The organism is Sinomonas sp. R1AF57 (assembly GCF_002224485.1).
GTDB lineage: Bacteria > Actinomycetota > Actinomycetes > Actinomycetales > Micrococcaceae > Sinomonas > Sinomonas flava.
Genome location: NZ_CP022463.1, coordinates 3,666,566 through 3,686,092 on the forward strand (window position 1 = coordinate 3,666,566; position 19,527 = coordinate 3,686,092).

General features: G+C 71.5%; 14 protein-coding genes and 1 riboswitch. Of the genes, 2 read left to right on the forward strand and 12 right to left on the reverse strand.

All coding sequences use genetic code 11. The annotated features are described in order from the left end of the window. Positions 1-39: 39 nt before the first annotated feature. The 12 genes from CGQ25_RS16985 to CGQ25_RS17040 form a co-directional block, all read right to left on the reverse strand. The gene (locus CGQ25_RS16985; RefSeq protein ID WP_208710990.1) at positions 40-780 is read right to left on the reverse strand and encodes a GAF and ANTAR domain-containing protein; all 741 of its coding nucleotides are present in this window, start codon (positions 778-780) and stop codon (positions 40-42) included. A gap of 410 nt (positions 781-1,190) precedes the next feature. Then, positions 1,191-1,934, reverse strand: a complete 744-nt coding sequence (locus CGQ25_RS16990; RefSeq protein ID WP_208710991.1) for an MBL fold metallo-hydrolase — start codon at positions 1,932-1,934, stop codon at positions 1,191-1,193. A 52-nt stretch (positions 1,935-1,986) separates the two neighbouring features. Further along, a complete protein-coding gene (locus CGQ25_RS16995) occupies positions 1,987-3,969 on the reverse strand; it encodes a penicillin-binding transpeptidase domain-containing protein (protein WP_208710992.1) in 1,983 nt (660 codons plus the stop codon). 115 nt (positions 3,970-4,084) lie between these two features. After that, positions 4,085-4,606, reverse strand: coding sequence for a GNAT family N-acetyltransferase (locus CGQ25_RS17000; protein WP_208710993.1), 522 nt, complete (start codon positions 4,604-4,606; stop codon positions 4,085-4,087). 35 nt (positions 4,607-4,641) lie between these two features. Next, a complete protein-coding gene (gene hrpB, locus CGQ25_RS17005) occupies positions 4,642-7,320 on the reverse strand; it encodes an ATP-dependent helicase HrpB (protein WP_255405405.1) in 2,679 nt (892 codons plus the stop codon). Between the two features lie 46 nt (positions 7,321-7,366). Next, positions 7,367-8,737 (reverse strand): LLM class flavin-dependent oxidoreductase, encoded by a 1,371-nt coding sequence (locus tag CGQ25_RS17010; protein WP_208710994.1) that lies wholly within the window; start codon positions 8,735-8,737, stop codon positions 7,367-7,369. Further along, the gene (locus CGQ25_RS17015; protein WP_208710995.1) at positions 8,734-10,074 is read right to left on the reverse strand and encodes an MFS transporter; all 1,341 of its coding nucleotides are present in this window, start codon (positions 10,072-10,074) and stop codon (positions 8,734-8,736) included. Before CGQ25_RS17015 ends, CGQ25_RS17010 begins: the two co-directional genes overlap by 4 nt. Positions 10,075-10,109: 35 nt before the next feature. After that, positions 10,110-10,225, reverse strand: a riboswitch (SAM riboswitch). 84 nt (positions 10,226-10,309) lie between these two features. Beyond that, a complete protein-coding gene (locus CGQ25_RS17020) occupies positions 10,310-11,254 on the reverse strand; it encodes a sensor histidine kinase (RefSeq protein ID WP_208710996.1) in 945 nt (314 codons plus the stop codon). A gap of 56 nt (positions 11,255-11,310) precedes the next feature. Next, positions 11,311-12,774, reverse strand: coding sequence for a glycosyltransferase family 87 protein (locus CGQ25_RS17025; RefSeq protein ID WP_208710997.1), 1,464 nt, complete (start codon positions 12,772-12,774; stop codon positions 11,311-11,313). Positions 12,775-12,811: 37 nt separating this feature from the next. Further along, the gene (locus CGQ25_RS17030) at positions 12,812-13,696 is read right to left on the reverse strand and encodes a trypsin-like serine protease (protein ID WP_208710998.1); all 885 of its coding nucleotides are present in this window, start codon (positions 13,694-13,696) and stop codon (positions 12,812-12,814) included. Between the two features lie 989 nt (positions 13,697-14,685). Beyond that, positions 14,686-15,285, reverse strand: coding sequence for a histidine phosphatase family protein (locus CGQ25_RS17035; RefSeq protein ID WP_255405407.1), 600 nt, complete (start codon positions 15,283-15,285; stop codon positions 14,686-14,688). After that, positions 15,286-16,851 carry a CCA tRNA nucleotidyltransferase gene (locus tag CGQ25_RS17040; protein ID WP_208710999.1) on the reverse strand — a complete coding sequence of 522 codons (1,566 nt, stop codon included), beginning with the start codon at positions 16,849-16,851 and terminating at the stop codon, positions 15,286-15,288. It abuts the gene before it with no gap. Positions 16,852-16,989: 138 nt separating this feature from the next. Here CGQ25_RS17040 and CGQ25_RS17045 point away from each other — a divergent pair, with 138 nt between their 5' ends. Both CGQ25_RS17045 and murJ read left to right on the forward strand, forming a co-directional pair. Next, entirely contained in the window at positions 16,990-17,496 is a 507-nt protein-coding gene (locus tag CGQ25_RS17045) for an NUDIX hydrolase (RefSeq protein ID WP_208713156.1), read from the forward strand. Between the two features lie 11 nt (positions 17,497-17,507). After that, positions 17,508-19,439: a murein biosynthesis integral membrane protein MurJ gene (gene murJ / locus CGQ25_RS17050; RefSeq protein WP_208711000.1), complete on the forward strand. Its 1,932-nt coding sequence runs from the start codon at positions 17,508-17,510 to the stop codon at positions 19,437-19,439. The last annotated feature ends 88 nt before the right edge of the window (positions 19,440-19,527 follow it).

The window sequence follows — 19,527 nt, forward strand, 5'->3', positions numbered from 1 at the left end:
TAGGCACGGCGTCTGTCAGGGTGCAAGCACAGCGCCCTGTCATTCGAATCTGGTTTTCGGCCCCGAGGGGTCGTAGGCGGCGATGATCTCGAGGGCCACGTCGCGCAGCTTCTGGTTCCGGTGGTTGGAGGCCTGGATCAGGATCGCCATGGCCTCTTCCTGACTGCACTGGGACTGTCCCATGACAATCCCAGCGGCGAGGTTGATGGCCGTGCGCGAACCGAGGGCCGCGCTGAGGTCGGCGGCCAATTCGCTCTCCGCAGCGATCTTCAGGGCAATCCTGACCGAGGAGGAAACGTCAGCGGCGAGAGAGGAGGCAAGCTCGAGGTCCTGGTCACCGAAGGCGTCGGGGCGAGCGCTGTAGCAGTTCAGGGCCGCAGCCGCGTCGCCCTCCAACGAAATCGGAGCTGCGATCAGAGAGCGCGGTCCCCTCCCCTGGACATGGTCCACGTAGGAGCGCCAGCGCTTCTCGGCCCAGAGGTCGGCTGTGGCGACGATCCGACCGGTGCGCATCGCCTCGAGGCACGGTCCGTCGTCCCGCCCGTATTGGACCTCGTCCCAGAGGGCGGCCTCCGGGTCGCTGAAGGCGAAGGTGACGCCCCGGCGATGCCGGCGCAGGGTGATGCTGCAGAAGGCCGTTCCCGTTCGGGACAGACGGAGCGCTGCGAGGTCTGTCAGCTGGTTCAGGAAGGCGCGCAGATCCGGGCTGTCGAGCAGCAGGTCCTGCAGCTCGGCCAGCATCGCCTTCCGGTCCTGGACTTCCATCTCCGCTTCGTCCACGAGAAAGGTCCTACCCGCCCCAGACGTCACCTGCCATGAGGCGCGCCGCCTCGGCACGGGCCTGGTCTTCGGTCAACCCTGCCGACAGCAGCCATGCGAGCAATTCCCTGCTTCGTTCCGACGAGCGGAGCTCCGCTGACGGCCGCTGCGGGAGCGGCTCCTCCCGGAAGGCCAGGACAGGAAAACGCGAGCTGCGGCCCCACGCCTCATTCTGGGGCCGCTTCGTTTCGGGGTGCATGGTTTCGACCTGACTGACGAGGGGCCGGCCGGCGGGGAAGACTCCACAGGCCACATGGGGCTCCCTCTGCTTGGAAGCTGCCCCTACCTCTATGATCGCCCCGGCCAGCCCGGTTTGACCCGCCGGACCGGATTTTGAGCGCCATTGGGCGGCGCGCCGCCAGCACGAGCAGTCAGTGGGCGGACGCCTCGAGAGCGAGTGCCACAGCGCCCCTCACGCCGTGCATCCACGGGTCACCGTGCCCAGGGAGCACGATCGAGGCGCCAGTGTCGCCGAGCGCGGCCAGCGAGTCCAGCGCCTGCGTGCTGTCCGCAGTGGCTGCCCGGGCGACGATCTGCGGCCCCGGCCGCCCCGTGTAGGGATCGAGCGTCACGAGGGCGTCGCCGCTGACCACCGTGTCCCTCTCCCGGAACCACAGCGCCACCGAACCTGCGGTGTGGCCCGGGACCGGCACGAGGACGGGGCTGCCGGGAAGGGTGTCGAGGACCGCTTGCGTGAGCGGCTGCATGTCGGGGACGCCTGGGACCATGAGCGCGCCAGCGGCGGCCATGGCGGTCAGGACCGGGATCGCCCTCGGGTAGCGGAAGGGGTACAGCAGGGGGCTGCGCTCCCGCTTGTAGCGATAGGGGTGCGCGGCGATGTAGTGGTCCCCGGGATCGGCGTAGACCGGGATGCCGAAGCGCCGCTGGAGCTTCCTCGCGAAGCCGATGTGGTCGAAGTGCGCGTGGGTCAGGACCACCGCCCTGATGTCCTCAGGGCCGCGGCCGAGCTCGCGCACGGCGCGGGCGAGGAGCGCCTCCGTTGCGGGGAGCCCCGCGTCGACGAGGGTCAGTCCACTGCTGTCCTCGACCACGTAGAGATTGGTCCGCGCGTGCTCGAGCCGATGGATTCGGGGGGCTGCATCCCGGGTGAACATGACCGTCCGCTTACCCGTGCCGCCACCCTCCAAACGCCGGCGCCGGCGGCGTCTACCCGGCCTGTGTGAGGAACCGGTCGAGCAGCGGGCCGGAGATGGTCGCTCCAAGCCCTCCCTCCTCCACGAAGACCGCGACCGCGAGGTCGCCGTGGGTGCCGATGATCCAGGCATGGGTCTTCGGCGGCGTGTCGGTGCCGAACTCGGCCGTGCCGGTCTTGGCCCCGACGGGTCCGCCGGGCACATCCGCGAGGAAGCCGGCGTGCCCGCTCGTCACCACAGCGCGCATGAGGTCCTGGAGGACGGCCGCCTCCGCGGCGGTGACCGGGGGCCCGGCCGGCGCGGACGACGCCGCGGGGCTGGCCGAGGCACTCGGCGACCCGGCCGGCGTCGTGCTCGGGGGGGCGCTGCCAGAGGGCGTCGACCCGCCGACGACGAGCTGCGCCGAAACGGGCGCGCCCTTCACGACCGAGCCGGCCATGACCGCGGCGGCGAGCGGGGAGAACAGGATCCTGCCCTGTCCGATCATCGAGGCGGCGTGCTCGGTCCCGGCGGCGTCCCCGGGCACGGAACCGAGGAAGGCGGCGGCGCCGAGTCTGGGCGCGTCCACGGCCACGCCCAGCGACGTCGCCGCTGACTCGAGCTGCGCCTGCGAGACCTTGTCCCGCTGCGCGATGAAGGCCGTGTTGCAGGAGTGCGCGTACGCGTCCCGCAGCGTCACGTCCCCGAGGGACGAGGCCGGGTAGCCGGGGGCATTGGAGAAGGTCCGGCCGTCCACGGTAAGCGTCGGGGTGCACTGCACGCGGGTCTCGGCGGTCGCTCCCTGCCGGATGAGGGCGAGCGAGTCGACCGTCTTGAAGATCGACCCGGGCGCGTACTGGCCGAGCATCGCCGTGTTGTACCCGTTGCTGCCGGGCCCGGAGGCCGCGGCGAGGACGGCGCCGTCGGAGGGCCGCAGGGCCACGATGGCCGACGCCGGCCCGACCCCGGCCAGTGTGTCCTCGGCGAGCTGCTGGAGCCTGAGGTCCAGCGTGGTCGTGAGCGGTGTGCCCGGCACGGGCGCGGACTCGAAGAGCGTGCGGCGCGCACCCGGCGTCGTGCGGAGCTTCTCAGGGGTGAGGTCGGCGGGCTGGGCGTAGACGGCGAGGCCGTCCTTCCCGCGCAGCTGCGAGTCGTACTGCGCCTGCAGGCCGGCGACTCCGGTGGTGTCGCCGGCCTGCAGCGCACCGTTGGAGGCCTGGACCTGCTCGGCAGTGGCAGGGCCCACGGTGCCGAGGACCGGCCGGGCGAAGGTGCGCGTCGGGGCGAGCGGCATCGTGTCCTTGACGGTGATCGCCCCGGGGACGGCGGCGATCTCGAGGTCAGTGGGAGTGCGCCCCGCCTCGTCGCGGAGCACGATGGCCTCCACGAACGCCTTCTCCCCTGCGGCGGCGACCTGCTTCGCGTACTCGGCCGGATCCACCTTGAGGAGGGCGGCGAGCTTGGCTGCCGCGTCGGACTGGCCCTCGGCGGGGACCTTCGCCTTGTCGATCCCCACGCGAAGGACCGGGCGGGCCGTGACGAGGGCAGTTCCCCCAGCGCCGAGGATGTCCGCGCGCGGCGGGGCGGTCGTTGCGAGCGTGAGGACCTCGGCCTCGCCAAGCTGGGGCGCGAGCAGGTCCGGCTTCCACTGCGCCAGCCACCGGTCCCCGTCCCGGGCGAGCTGCGCCGTCGTCTGGTAGGACCACTCCTGCCCGGCAAGCTTCCACGCGTAGTCGAGCACAACGTCAGCCTTGTCGCCGTCGAGCTTCGGCTCGCCGGCGGTGACGGTCGGCTTGGCCTCGCCGAGCCCCTTCACCGTCGACTCGAGCTTCTCCTGGGCCGCCGCGGGCCCCGTCCCCTTCAGCGGCGCCTGCGAGACGTCGAGGGCGGAGAGCGCCGCGGCGAGCTCTCCCGCGGCCTGCTTGGCCGCGGTCTGGCGGCCGTCGTCGCACGAGGTGAGCGCGGCGCCCGTGAGGGCGGCGGCGAGGACGAGAGCGGCCACACGGAAATTCCCCATGGCCACAGCCTAGGGTGCTCCGCTCGGCGGCTCTGCGTCACAAACTGCACAACTCACGGCGGTATCGAGGTGGTTCACGGGCGATCCTTTCGCGAGCTGTGCAGTTTCGCACCGATCACAGCCGCAGCTCGAGCAGCACCGTGTCCCGCCAGGTGCCCGCGAGTGGGCCGTGCGCCATGAGCGCGATGCGTTCGCGGCGGCCCACCTCGCGGAACCAGAACTTGCGGTGCAGGGCCAGGCTCGGAAGGTTCTCGGGGAAAACGGTGGCCTGGACGGTCCAGATGCCGCGGTCACGCGATGCGTCGAGGAGCGCTCCCATGAGCAGGGTCCCCACGCCGCGCCGCCCTGCCGCGGGATCCACGTAGAGCGAGTGCTCGACGACGCCGCGGTACACCTCGCGCGCAGACACCCGGGCCGCGCCCGTCCAGCCGAGGACGTGCACCGTGTGGCCGTCTGCAGAGCCTTCGGCGACGAGCACGAACTCCTTGGTCGCGGCGAAGGCCTCCCACGTGGCGGGCGGGGCCGACTCGAACGTGGCGTCACCGGCTTCGATCCCGGCCGCATAGATGTCGCGGATGCGGGGCCAGTCGTCGGCGGTGGCGGGCCGGGTGCGGGCCGTCGTGGGGGGCGCGTCCATGGGCCGATCGTACGCCGCGCCTGAGCCCGCACCCGCTACATGCGGCGCGTGGTCCTGGCCGTCGCGATGGCCGTCCACGGGTCTTCGGGCCACGGGTGCTTGGGGTAGCGCCCACGCATCTCCGCCCGCACCTGCGCGTACGGCCCCGACCAGAACGATGCGAGGTCCCCGGTCACGGCGAGCGGCCGCCCGGCCGGGGAGAGCAGGTGGAACAGCACCGGCACGCGCCCGTCGACGAGCCGCGGCGTCTCGGCCCACCCGAAGCACTCCTGGAGCTTGACCGCGACGACCGGTTGGGGGCCAGAGCGGGCCGCTCCGTCGTCACCCGCGTCGGCAGCCTCCGGGTACTCGATCCGCACGCGCGAACCGCTGGGCACCTCGAGCCGCTCGGGCGCGAGCTCGTCGAGGCGCGCAGCCTCCGGCCAGGGCAGGAGCCGGCGCAGGGGCTCTGCGAGGTCGATCCCCCGCACGCTCGCCCCGCCGGCCAGCGAGTCGAGCTCCGGGGCGAGCCAGTCCTCGAGCCGGGCCAGCAGGGCGGGCTCGGACACGTCGGGCCAGGGGTCGCCGAGCTCGCGGCGCACGAGTGCGAGCCGGCGGCGCAGCGCGGCAGCACCGCCGGACCAGCCGATCGCCCCGAGCCCTTGGGCCTCCAGCGCGCGGGCGACCGCCGCGTGCCCCTCCTCGCGCCCAGGCCGCACTGGTGTGGAGGCGAGCTGGATCGCGCCGAGCCGCCGCTCGCGTCGTGCCACGACGCGGCCGTTCTCGAACCGCGCCTCGACCCTGTCGGTGAGCAGGTGCGCGGCGGCGAGCTCTGCGGCCTCCTGGGTGATCGGGGCGGCGGCACGCACGACGGCGCCCGTCCCCGCCGCGTCCCGGCCCGCCGCCCGCGCGGCGTCGGCCACGGCGAGCCATTCGTGCCCCGCGAGGGGGCTGCCGGCGGGAAGGCCTGCGCGCGTGCCGGCGGCGAGCAGGTACTGCTCGCGGTCACCCTGGACACGCCGGGCCACGAATCCCGGGAATGCCAGCGCGACGACGACGCCGGCCTTCTCGGCGTCCGTCGCCGCCGCCGCTGCCGGGCCGGCGTCGCCCCCCGGGCCCGCATCACCGCCGGTGCCGGCGAGGCGCTCGAAGCGCCGCACCTCGTGCGCCCAGGCGCGGGCCTGTGGGTCGCGGCCCGCGCGCAGCGCGCCGAGGAGCCGGCCGAGGTCGGACCCCGGCGGCCGGAGGTCGCGGGCCACCATCGCGATCACCTCTGCCGCCATCCGTGCGCCCACGAGCGGAGCCCCCTCGAGCAGTGCCCGGCCGAGGCGCGGGTCAGCCGGGATGAGCGCCAGGGTGCGTCCGAACCCCGTCGCGTGGCCGGAATCGTCCACGGCCCCGATGGCCGACAGCACCGCCACGGCGTTGGCCAGTGCCGCGCCGGGGGGCACGTCCGGGAGTGCGAGCCCCTGCCCCCCGGGCGCTCCCCAGCACGCGAGGACGAGGGCGGCCTCGGTCAGGTCTGCCGAGGCGATCTCCGGCGTCGAATGGGCCGGCGCAGCGGCGAAGGCCCGCTGGTCGTAGCAGCGCACCACCCGCCCGGGCCCTTGGCGCGCGGCACGTCCCGCCCGCTGCTCGGCCGACGCCCGCGAGCACGAGACGGTCACCAGCCCCGACATCCCGCGGGATGCGTCGCGCCGGGGCTCCCGGGCCAGTCCCGAGTCGACGACGAGCCGCACCCCCGGGACCGTGAGCGAGGACTCGGCCAATGCCGTCGAGACCACGATGCGGGGCCCGTCCCCCGGGCCTCGGCCCGATACCGCCCGGTCCTGCTCCGCCGGAGGGGCCTGCCCGTGCAGCTCGAGGACATCGGTCCCCCGCACGCGCGATCGCAGCCGTTCCGCCACATGCCGCACCTCCCGGGCGCCGGGGACGAACACGAGGGCGTCGACGTCCCGCCCTGCCGCGCGCGCCGCGGCGTGCTCTGCGCCCGCCGTGTCGGCAACGTGGTCGAGGAACGCGCGCGTCACCCCCCGCTCGTCCAGCCGCGGAGCGGTCGACGGCGCCCACCCCACCTCGAGCGGGTGCAGCGCCGAGGGGCAGTTGACGACGGGAGCCGGGTGGCCGGCGTCGTCCGCGAGGAGCGCGGCGAACCGCGGGGCGTCGACGGTCGCGGACATCGCCACGAGGGTGAGGTCGCCGCGCAGCTGACAGACCTCGGCGAGCATCCCGACGAGCAGGTCGGTCTCGAGCCCGCGCTCGTGGACCTCGTCCAGCGCAACGGCAGCCACGCCGTGGAGCCCGGGATCGGCCAGGAGCCGGCGCAGCAGGACCCCAGGCGTCACGAACTCGACCAGGGTCGAACCGCCGGCCTTCCGCTCGCCGCGCACCGTGTAGCCGGAGCGTTCCCCGATGCGGCTTCTGTCCAGCGCCGCGAGCCGGTGGGCGGCCGCCCGGACGGCGACCCGGCGCGGCTGGGTCACGACGACGCGCGGCGGCTCCCCGCCGTCGTGCGCCACGGGCGTCCGGGGCCGGTCCGCGGCCCGCAGGGCGAGGTTCGCCACGAGCGGCGGGACGAGGGTCGTCTTCCCGGTCCCCGGGGGTGCCTGGACCACGGCAGCCATGCCCGTGTCCCGTGTGAGAACGGCCTCGAGCTCCCCGAGCGAGCCGGCGAACGGCAGGCCGGCACCGATGTGCGCGAGGTCGAAGGGCTTCGGGGCCGCCGGGGAGGTCACCGCTCCATTGTGCCGCGCCCAGGGGTACGGCCCGTGGGCTCCCGGCTCAGCCCACCGGGACGCGTGCGGCGGCACCGGGATGGTCTGCGGCGAGCCGCGGGCCCTTCCCGAGGACAGCCTCGCGGAACGTCGCCCCGGGAGCGGGTTCGGCGAGGAGGCCGCGCCGGCGCAGCTCGGGTGAGACGAGGCGGGCGAACGCGAGCAGGTCCGCGGGGCGTACCGCCGAGGTCAGGTTGAACCCGTCGATGCCGCCCTCCTCGGCGAAGCGCTCGAGCTCATCCGCCACGGTCGTCGGGGAACCGACGATCACCGGCCCGCGGCCGCCGATCGAGACGAACTTCGCCACCTCGCGCAGGGTCCAGGTGCGGTCGGGGTCGAGCAGCGTGAACTGCGCGAGGGCAGACTGGTTGGCCTCGCTCCTGATGTACGTCAGGGGCGCGTCCTGGTCGAGGCCGGAGAGGTCCAGGCCGGTCCAGCCGGCGAACAGCGCCAGCGCCGCATCGGTGTCCACGTGCGCCTCGTAGTCGGCGAGCTTCGCCGCGGCGGCCTCGTCGGTCTCGGCCACGATGACGGTGGCGATGTTGAAGGCCTTGACCGACTCCGGGGCGCGGCCGGCCGCGGCCAGCTCGGCGCGGAGCCCGTCCGTGTACTTGCGTGCCTGGGCCGGGGTGGAGGCGGCGAAGAACACGGCCTCGGCGTGCCGCCCCGCGAAGGCGCGCCCGCGCGCCGACGCGCCGGCCTGGAACAGGAGCGGGGTCCGCTGCGGGGACGGCCCCACGAGCGCTGGCCCGGGCACCCGGTACACGTCGCCGTCATGCCCGATCCCCCGCACCCCGGCGGGGTCCACGAACACGTTGGCCGCGGAGTCCGCGACCACCGCCCCGTCGTCGACCGAGCCCTCCCAGAGCTTGTAGACCACGTCCATGAACTCCTCGGCGCGGTCGTAGCGCTCGTCGTGCGGGATCTGGGTGTCGAGCCCGAGGTTCCGGGCGGCCGACTCCTGGTACGAGGTCACGATGTTCCACCCGACGCGCCCGCCCGTGAGGTGGTCGAGCGTGCCGAACTTGCGGGCGAGCAGGTACGGGTGCTCGTAGGTGACCGAGGCCGTGACCCCGAAGCCGAGCCGCTCCGTTGCGGCCGCGAGGGCCGAGACGATGAGCAGCGGATCCAGCGTCGGGTACTGCACGCCCCCACGCACGGCGGCGTCGGCGGAGCCCCCGTAGACGTCGTACTGGCCGAGGATGTCGGCGAAGAAGATCCCGTGGAAGCCGCCGTCCTCGAGTGCCTTCGCGAGGTCCGTCCAGTACCCGAGCTCGGCGAACCGGTGCGCTCCCGAGTCGGGGTGGCGCCACAGCCCGGGCGACTGGTGCACGGGCACGAGCATCTCGAACGCGTTGAGGAGCAGCGGCTTGGTCATGAGGCCTCCTTGAGTGCGGTCCGGGCAGCACGTCCCCGGGCGGGGTCCTTCGCAGCAAGCGCAGCGGCTGTGGTGAGGATCGCGAGGAACACGAACCAGCCGCACACGAGCCACGGCTGGCCGCCGCCGGCCTGCAGGAGCGAGGCAGCGACGAGCGGGGTGATCGCGGCGGAGAGGACGGTGCCAACCTGGTACCCGAAGGAAACGCCCGAGTAGCGCAGCTCGGTGGGGAACTGCTCGGCGAACCACGCGGCCTGAGGGCCGTAGATGGCGTCGTGCAGGATGTTCATCCCCACGAGCAGGACGAGGGGCAGGAACGCGAGGTTCCCGTGGTCCAGGAACCAGAAGAACGGCCAAATGAGCACCGCGACGCCGATTGCGGCCCCCACGGCGATCCGCTTGCGGCCGATCCGGTCCGAGAGCCAGCCCCAGAACGGGCCCGAGAAGAGGCCGATCGCCGAGACGATGAGGATGGCGGTAAGCCCCGACGCCGTGTCCTCGCGGCGGTCCTTGAGGTAGCCGAGGATGTAGACGGTCATGAGGGTGTAGATGGCCGGCTGGACGAGGCGCAGGCCGACCGTGACGAGGATCCCGCGCGGATGCTCACGGAGCACCCGCACCACCGGCCGCGCGACGACGCGGTCCTGTTCCTGCACGGCGGTGAACTCCTCGGCGTCGGTGACCCCGAGACGGATCCACAGCCCCACCAGCACGAGGGCGCCCGAGAACAGGAAGGGGATGCGCCAGCCGAAGGCCTGGAACTGGTCGGCGGTGAGGAAGGCCTGGGCGAGCGCGTAGGCACCGGTGGCCAGCAGCATGCCGGCGGCGGAGCCGACCTGCGTGAACGAGCCGAAGAAGCCGCGCTGTCCCGCCGGGGCATGCTCCACGGAGAGGAGGGCGGAGCCGCCCCACTCCGCGCCGGCAGAGAGGCCCTGAATGAGCCGCAGCAGCACGAGCCCGGCCACGGCGAGGATGCCGATCGCGGCATAGTTCGGCAGGACGCCGATGAGGGTCGAGGCCACGCCCATGGTCAGGAGCGACCACACGAGCAGCGCCTTCCGGCCGATCCGGTCGCCGAGGTGCCCAGCGATCACCCCTCCGAGGGGCCGCGCCACGAAGCCCACGGCGTAGGTCGCGAACGAGGCGAGGATGCCGACGAGCGGCGAGGCGTCGGGGAAGAACTGCTTGTTGAACACGAGCGCCGAGGCAGTGCCGTAGAGGTAGAAGTCGTACCACTCGATGGTTGTCCCGACGAACGCCGAGGCGAGGATGCGCCGCTTGGCGCGGAGGGTCGCCCCGAGCCCTGCGCGGGCGGGCGCGGTCAGCTGTGTGGCCATGGAGGTCCTTCGTGTCACGGCGTCCAGCTCGCGGGGCGCCATACTTACGACGCCGGTCTGCCGGCGCCGTCGAATCCTCACCTGGAGCACCCCGCTACAGCAGGAGGGTTGCCGTCCGGCCAGCCAGGGCTTGCCACCGGATCTCTTGATTCTTCTTCAGGATTGTTCCGAGGCACGGCACGGGCCCGCAAAAGCGCTCGTCACAAAGCGCAAAACTGCGGGGCCGGGGTGCTGGTCAGTGGCTGTCCCCGGTGGGGGTCCCGGGCATGCTGAGGCTCACGGTGACACGCGTGCCCTCGCCCGGCGCCGAGGCGACCGCCATGGCCGCGCCGGCCTCCTCGACGCGCTCTCTCAGGACGCGCAGCCCGTTCTCGCGCGCCGCGGCAGCGTCGGCGTCCGCATCCGTGGGGTCGAAGCCTGCGCCGTCGTCGCGGACCTCGAGCGTCACCTCGTCCTCGAGGTAGGCCAGGCGCACGACGGCGGTGCTCGCCTGCGCATGCTGCCAGACGTTCGCGAGGCTCGCCTGGGCGGCCTTGAGGAACGCGTCCTCCGCGTCGCCGGGCAGGGTGCGGGAGGTCCCTTCGAGGTCGAAGCGGCAGGTGAGGCCCGTTCCCCGTGCTGACGATGCGGCGGTGGTCCGCTCGCACAGCGTCCGGAGGGACTCTGCGAGGCGGGGGCCCTGGCGCTGCGTGGCCGGTTGCCGGACTGGGGCCTCCCGCGGCGGCTTCGGTTCGGGTTCTGCCCGCCGGGCGGCGGCAGGCTGCGGCGGGAGCGGGAGCTGAAGCTGGACGAAGAACAACGGGATGGCGACCCAGACGAACTCCGCGCTGACGGCCACGAGCACGGCCCACAGGGCGCACATGCCCGCGAGCCAGTGCAGCCGGTACTGCGCCGGCTCGAAGGGAAGGCCCTTCGCGGGCCGCTTCTGGAGCACGGTCCCGGCCGCGTATGTCGCTGCGAGGAGTCCGGCGAGGGGAAGCACAATGCCTGGTGCGGCCCCGGCTGCGTCCGGGGCCGGGGCCAGGGCGCGGACGGTCCCGATCAGAAGCAGGAGCACGAAGGCCACGTGCAGTGCCGTGGGGAGCCAGCGGAGGACCCGCTCGCCCGGCGTCGCGGGAGGATTTGGGGAAGGCTGGGGAGTCTGGGCTGCCGTTGCTGGGGGGCTTGAGCGGCTGAACATGGCCCCGAGCCTACCCGCGGCGCCCGTGCGCGCTGGGGAGATCGCCCGGAGCTTCCTCAGCGACGGGCCGGCGCCTTCCGGCGCTGCTCCCACCAGCTGCGCAGGCTGTCGAGGGTGAGGACGTCGGGGGCGCCGTCGAACGCGCCGCCCTGCGGGTCGTCCTGGCGGCTGCGGCGGATCGGGTCGCCTGCGGGGTTGTAGATGTCCATGACGACCTTGACGCACAGGTACACGAGCGCGCCCATGTGCGCGAGGATCGCGCCGACATAGTAGGGCGAGTCGATGTTGTTCTGGGCAGGCCCGCCGCTGGTCCACTGCCCGAGGTACATCCAGACGGCAGCCCAGTGGACGGCCTCGACGGCCATCCAGATGAGGAAGTCGCGCCACCGGGGCCGAGCCAGCGCGAGCAGCGGGATGAGCCACACGACGAACTGCGGGGAGTACACCTTGTTCGTCAGGATGAACGCCGCCACGACGAGGAACGCGAGCTGCGCGAGCCGCGGACGCCGGGGGGCATGGAGCGCGATCACGGCGATCACCGCGCACAGGAGCACGAGCGAGACGGTGACCATCGCGTTGATGCCCGGGGCGTCGAGCATGATCCAGTGGAGCCGCTCGGCGATGAGGTTCCAGGCGAAGTAGATCGAGGAGAAACCGGCCGGGCGCTCCCTGGTGAAGTCGAGGAAGTACCCCCATCCGCGCGGGTTCATGAGGAAGATCGGCAGGTTCACCGCAGTCCATGCCCCTGCCGTGCCGGCGACTGTGAGCAGGAGCGGGCGATACTTCCCCGTACGGACGGCGAGCACGAGGATGGCGCCGAGCACGACGATCGGGTACAGCTTCGTGGCCGTCCCGAGACCGATGAACACCCCGGCCCACACCGGCCGGTCCCGGGCGAAGGCGAGGAGGCCCAGTGCGAGGAGCGCGACGGCCCACATGTCCCAGTTGATGAATCCGGAGAGGATGGCGCCGGGCGCGATCGCGAGCATTGCCGCGTCCCAGGGGCGCCGTCGGTTCGAGCGGGCTGTCGCGATGACCGCGATGAGCCACATGACGGTGATGAGGGCCGCATTGATGTCGAAGTAGGTGGTGGCCCGCGCGTCCGAGACCCCCGAGCCGGGGACGAGGAGCGCCGTCGCCCCCGCGATCAGCCCCATGATCACGGGGTACTCGAAGAGGGCGTCCTGGGTGAAGAACGGCAGGACACCCTCGGCAAGCCCACGCTCCTTGAAGAGCGTGGGCAGGTCCGAGTAGCACGTGGCGTAGAAGTGGGTGGGCGTGTTCCAGCCGTTGACCCGGCAGTATCCCTTGATGACGACGCCGATGATGGCGGCGACCGCGGTCAGGACGATGAGCACGCGCTCGGGAGTCCAGAAGCCGCTCTTGACGAGGCCGGGCGCCGCATGGTCCCCGAGAGGGCCGCCGATCGACTCGGAGAGCGTGTGGAGGAGGGGGTCGTTGCGGGTCGGCGAGATCACCGCGTAACGCTTGGGGGGCCTCTCGTCGGTTCTCGACTCCATGCCCCCGAGCCTACCGGCCGCCAGACGGCCCTCCGCCCTAGACCGCCGACGTCACGCGGGCAAGCCAGTCCTGTGCTTCGGCGATGTCGACGCGCTGGATTCCGGCCGTGTACCGGCAGTTGTTGCTGCCGAAGCTGACGATCCCGATGACTTCCCCGTTGAGGAACACGGGTCCACCCGAGTCCCCGAAGCAGATGCCGCCCGTGCCGCGTGCGTCGTTGTCATTGCCGTTGGCCTGGACGATCTGGTGCTCGATCTTCCCCTGCAGGGGCATGTCGACGTAGCGCCGCTCCATTGGGAAGGCAATCGGCGTAGGCGTCTGGGGGCCGGAATCCGGCTTCCCCATGGCGTCGCCGTAGCCCACCGCCCGCACGATCGTCTTGGGCACGTCACCGGGACGGATGGCGTCCAGAGTGCCCAAGCCCGCCAGCGGGTAGGCGGGCTGGGTGACCGGGGAGTCCAGGACGATCACACCGAGGTCGTTCCAGTTGTCCGTGTCCGTGAACTGCGAGTAGCCGGGGTGCGTCCGGGCCGTGCCGAGGGTCCGCTCCGCCGAGTCCTTGGTGATGTAGCCGTGGATGGGCTCGTCGTCCGCCGTGTAGCCGGCGGCGGGATCCGTCGCCGTTGGAAGACCCGTGGTAGGCCCATCAGAAATATCGCGTTCGAACGACACGTACGTCTTCCCGACCACGCCGTAGGTGCAGTGCCCGGCGGTCAGCAGGACCGTCGGCGAGACGAGCACGGCAGAGCAGCGGGACCGCTGCGTCCCCTGCGGCCCTTGGATATAGGACACGATCCAGGCCACCCCGGTGTGCTCCGTATCGCTTGTCCCGCCCGTGCTCGCCTGGGCAGGTGCTGCGCCCACGACGAGGGCGAATACCGAGATCAGAGCCGCAAGGGCGGCGGCGAGTTTCGTGCGCATGATTCCCCATCCCCGTGCGCCGGTGCGCACACGGGGAAAATTCTTCACGACGAGACCGGGAGCGGCCAAGTGCCGGACGTGAGATCCAGCTCACATCCGGCACTTGGACCTCACGCTCAGTGGATGGGCATCGGCATGCCGATGGCGCGCCATGCGTCCTCGCGGTGACGCTCGATGCGGCGCTCGTCGATCCGGCGGCAGAGCAGGTGGCGGAAGAGTCGGTACACGCTGTTCACCTCCTTCCGGATCAGGGGGACGGACGACGGCGCATTAGTCGCCATTGCTGCGACGGTGACCGCATGCGCGGAGTCCGTCAGGGAGGACGAGGCGATGGAGGGGGCGTGCGAGGGCATGGGGAAGCTCCTTCGAAGGGGCAGCAGGAATCAGCCCAGCAGGAATCAGCGCAGGGCAGATGAGGGCACGGAGACGGGTCGGCAATTGAACTGTGCGGCCCGCAGAGAACGCTCAGGAAAAAGGCAGAGAAGTCCCCATCAAAATGCCATACGGAATTCAAGGAAGGGTAATGCAGAGGAATTGAATTCCAAGACGGCGAGGTCCCATTGCCGTGAGGACGGCCGCGACGTCACGGGACGGAATGCGGGACTTGCCGCAGACGCATCTGGTCAGATGCCCGGCGCGCGCCAGACCCAAAAGCGGCAAGGGCTGAAGCGCCGAGAGGCTGACGCCGCCGGGTGTACGCGGAGGTCAGGCCCGTCCGCCCGTCAGAACGCGGATCGCGTCGAGGAAGAGATCAGGAAGATGCCTCGACACGGAACGGGAGGACGCCGTGGAACCGCCACGCCGCATCATTGCCGCCGTGGTTGAGAACCTTGGTGACGATCATTGGTCCACCCTCCTTCGCTGCCGTGGGAACATTCCGGGGCCGCCGAGGAACAATTCCCGGGGCACGGAAATAAAGCTAGCCCAGCCTCTGGATAAAAGGCAAGGGGGGCCGGAGAAAATACCAGAAGAATTGCGGGAGCAGGCCGCTACAGCCCCCAGGCCTCGATGGCAGGAGTCCTCTTGTCCCATCCGAGCCGGCAGGCCTTGGCCGTGCCGAGGATGAAGTGCCGCCCTTCAGTCGCGGGAAGCCCGAGCCACCGCGCGGCCAGAATGCGGCAGAAGTGGCCGTGCGCCACCACGAGCACGTTCTCGTGGCCGGATGTCCTCACCCTCTCGACAATCCGATCGGCCCGGTCCCCCACATGCGTCAGCAGCTCGCCGTTGGGCACCCCGTCGTTCCAGATGAGATAGCCCGGGTTCTGCTTGCGCACATCGGCCGAGCGCACGCCCTCGTAGTCGCCGTAGTCCCACTCCACCGCGTTCGGCTCGAGCTCGGCGTCCGGGAAGCCGGCGAGCTCCGCCGTCCTGCGTGCGCGCTGCAGGGGTGAGGTCAGCACGAGACCGAACTCGACGCCGTCGAGCGTCTTGCCCGCCTGCCGTGCCTGTTCCTCGCCCTCGGTGGTGAGCGGGAGGTCGGTGAGGCCTGTGTACTGGCCGCTGCGGGACCATTCCGTCTCGCCGTGGCGCAGGAGCCAGAGCCGTGTGAGGCCGTAGTCTTCCGCGCCCGGGAGGCCCATGCTGTGCATCTAGTGCTCCTCTTCCTCTGCCACGGCGCCGGGCGCTGCGGCTGCTTCTGGCTGCTGCGCCCACCAGTCGAGCAGTCTGGCCCGCGCCTCGTCCTCGGAAGCCGGCCCGTTCTCCATCCGCTCGTTGAGCAGGAACGCGTAGGCGCGGCCCACGAGCGGGCCCGGGCGGATTCCGAGGGCCTCCATGATCTGCTGCCCGTCCAGGTCCGGACGGATGGCCGCGAGCTCCTCCTGCTCCGCGAGCTCGGCGATCCGCCGTTCGAGGTCGTCGTAGGCGAAGGAGAGGCGGTCGGCCTTGCGCTGGTTCCGCGTCGTGACGTCGGAGCGCGTGAGCCGGTGGAGGCGCTCGAGGAGCGGCCCGGCGTCGGTCACGTACCGGCGGACGGCGGAGTCGGTCCAGCCGGACTCCCCGTATCCGTAGAAGCGCATGTGCAGCTCGACGAGGCGGGCCACGGCCTTGATCGTGTCGTTGTCGAACCGGAGGGCCTTCATGCGCTTCTTCACCAGCTTGGACCCGACCACGTCGTGGTGACGGAAGCTGACCGCGCCGCCCGGCTCGAACCGACGCGTGGCCGGCTTGCCGACGTCGTGCATGAGCGCGGCGAACCGCAGCACGAAGTCCGGGCCGGGCACCGGCCCATCCGGGCCGGTCTCGAGATCGGCAGCCTGCTCGAGGACCGTGAGGGAATGGTCGTAGACGTCCTTGTGCCGGTGGTGCTCGTCCGCCTCGAGCTGGAGCGCCGGGATCTCGGGCAGCACGATGGCGGCGAGCCCGGTGTCGACGAGGAGATCGATCCCCGCCCGCGGAGCGGTCCCGTTGACGAGCTTGACGAGCTCGTCCCGCACGCGCTCGGCCGAGATGATCTCGATCCGCTGGGCCATCTCCGTCATCGCAGCCCGAACCTCCGGCGCCACGTCGACGCCGAGCTGGGAGGCGAACCGGGCCGCGCGCATCATGCGGAGAGGATCGTCGGAGAAGGACAGCTCCGGGGTGCCGGGCGTGCGCAGGACGCCGGCGTGGAGGTCGTCGAGGCCGCCGAAGGGGTCGACGAGCTCGAGCGAGGGCAGGCGGAGCGCCATCGCGTTCATGCTGAAGTCGCGCCGCTGAAGGTCCGCCACGAGGTCGGCGCCGAAGGCGACGGCGGGCTTGCGCGAGTCCGGGTCGTAGGCCTCCGCCCGGTAGGTCGTCACCTCGATCTGATGCCCGCCCTTCCGCATGCCGATCGTGCCGAATTCCCGGCCGATGTCCCAGTGCGCATCCGCCCAGCCCCTGATGACTGCGATCGTCTGGTCCGGGCTGGCATCGGTGGTGAAGTCGAGGTCCGGAGACGTGCGGCCCAGGAAGAGGTCGCGGACCGGGCCGCCGACCAGGGAGAGCTCGAAGCCCGCCTCCGCGAAGCGCTTGCCGAGCTCGAGGACCACCGGATCGACCTCGAAGGCCGCGGCCGTCTCTGCCGCGCCCTTGGCGCCGGCGGCGATGGTGTCCTTCGGACCCCTGCTGTGGGGGCCCTTGTCCTTCAGGCCCGCCCCGTGCCTGCCCTGCGCTGTCGTCTCATCTGATGCCATAGTCCTTAAAGCTTGGCAGATCCCGGCGCGGGCGACCCTCCCGGGCCGGCCGCAATCGCGGCAGGGGCCGTGTTCGTTACAGTGGACTGCATGGTCATCCCGTTGCCGAGCGATCCTCAGAAGAGGAGGAGTGCACCCCTGCCGTCGGCAATCGGGCCGCACATCGCCCCGGCTGGGCAGGGCTATCCCTCCTCCCTCCCCACCGTCGAGGAGGTCTCGGCGGGCGGTGTGGTCGTCGAGACGAGCGATCCGAACCTGCCGGTCGCGATCATCGCCCGGCTCAACCGCGGCGGCCGGCTCGAGTGGTGCCTCCCCAAGGGCCACCCGGAGGGGCGCGAGTCCAATGAGCACGCCGCCGTCCGTGAGATCAGCGAGGAGACGGGCATCCGCGGCGAGATCCTCGCCCCGCTCGGGAGCATCGACTACTGGTTCACGGTCACGGGGCACCGCGTGCACAAGACCGTCCACCACTATCTCCTGCGCGCCGTCTCGGGGGACCTGACCATCGAGAACGACCCGGACCACGAGGCGGTAGACGTCGCGTGGGTCCCTATCTCGGAGCTTGCCCGGCGCCTGTCCTTCCCGAACGAGCGCCGCATCGCGGACCTGGCCCGCGAGGTGCTGCCCGAGCACCTGCTCTCGTGAGGTAGGCAGGCATGGCCTCTCCCAAGTCAGTCCCGGCGTCCGAGGCGCGCTCGAGCGCCATCATGGCCGCCGGCACGCTCATCTCCAGGGCGCTGGGCTTCATCCGCTCGTGGATGCTCATCCTCGCGCTCGGCCTCGGCTCCACGGTCGCGGACACCTTCGTCAACGCGAACAACCTCCCCAACCTGATCTTCCTCCTCGTGGCAGGCGGGGTGTTCAACGCGGTCCTCGTGCCGCAGATCATCAAGGCGAGCAAGGCGGAAGACGGCGGAGCTGACTACATCAGCAGGCTCCTGACACTGGGCGTCCTCGTGATGTTCACGCTCACGGCCGCCGTCACGCTCGCCGCGCCTTGGGTCATGCAGCTGACCACCTCCGGGTACAGCCCGCAGCAGCTGGCACTCGCGACAGTGTTCGCGTTCTGGTGCCTTCCGCAGATCTTCTTCTATGGCCTCTACGCCCTCCTGACCCAGGTGCTCAACGCGCACGGCGCCTTCGGGCCCGCGATGTGGGCGCCCATCGTCAACAACATCGTGGCGATCGCGGGCCTCGGGATGTTCGTGTGGATCTTCGGAGCGAACCGGACGAACCCGCACAGCCTGGACAACTGGACCGGCGCGCACACGTTCTTCATCGCCGGGCTCTCGACCATCGGCGTGCTCGTCCAGACGGCCCTGCTGCTCCTGCCGGTCATCCGGCTCCGGCTCAGGCTCCGGCCGGCCTTCGGCTGGCGCGGGGTCGGCCTCGGGACGGCGGCACGCCTCGGCGCGTGGACCCTCGCGACGACCGCCGTGGGACAGCTGACCTTCCTCTATGTCATGAAGATCGCCTCCCAGCCCGGTGCCGAGCGCGAGCGGCTCCGCGAGGCCGGCGACCCGCTGTGGCAGCAGATCCCCGGCAACACCGTGCTGGAAATCGCCTCCCAGCTGTACCTGCTGCCGCACTCGATCATCGCGCTGTCCCTGGCGACGGTCCTCTTCAACCGGATGACCGAGGCATCTCAGGCGGGCAACCGTGCGGGCGTGCGCGAGGCCCTCTCGCACGGCCTGCGCACGATGGCCGTCGCCACCGTCTTCGCGGCGCTGGCACTGTTCGCCCTCGCCGCACCGCTGGGGATGTTCTTCTCCGGCGGCAGCCCCTCGGACGGCGTCATGCTTGCGCAGACACTGAGCATCCTCGCGCTGAGCACGCCCTTCATGAGCGCGAACTTCATGATGGCCCGCGTCTTCTACGCCAAAGAGGATGCCCGCACCCCGTTCAAGATCCAGCTGTGGCTCGCGATCCTGAACGTGGTCGGCGCCTTCGCCATCCAGTACGTGCCGCCGCGGTACATCATCTTCTCCATCGCGAGCCTCTACACCGTGGGCAACATCCTGTCGGTCGTGCTCAGCAGCCACTACCTGCGCAAGCAGCTCGGCCATCTCGACGGCGCGCACGTGGCCCGCTCCTACATCCGCATGGGCTACGCGGCCACGGGTTCGGCGCTTGTGGGGGCCGTCGCCGTCGGGCTCCTGGGCGGCTACCGGCCTGAGGGCTTCATCTGGAGCTCGAACTGGGCTGCCCTGGCCGCCATCGCCATCATCGCGGTCCCGATGCTCGTCGTGTACTTCGTGCTCCTGCGGCTCTTCCGCGTCACCGAGCTGCAGGACCTCCTCCGCCCGCTGCTGGGGAGGCTGGGCGCCCGGGTCGCGGGAGCGCCGTCGCCCGCCGCCGCGCACGACGGCGCCGCTGCCGCCGCCCGCGCGCGCGCCGATGATGAGAACCCGGCCACCGCCGCACTGCAGATCATCTCCGACGACACGGGCATCATTCCCCGCATCTCGGGCCAGTTCGATCCGGTGATGTACCGGGCCCGGCCCTCGAGCGCGCGGATCGAGCGCGTGCCCGGGCGGCGCACGTTCCAGGGTCCCCCAGGGCAGAACCCGCATTTCCCGGAGGACTGAGCGTCCGGCCGCTCAGGGGCGCGCGGGCGCGGTCCGCTAGGATCACTAGCAGCACAGGGCAACGCCGACGGCCGCGCCCGCGCCAGCG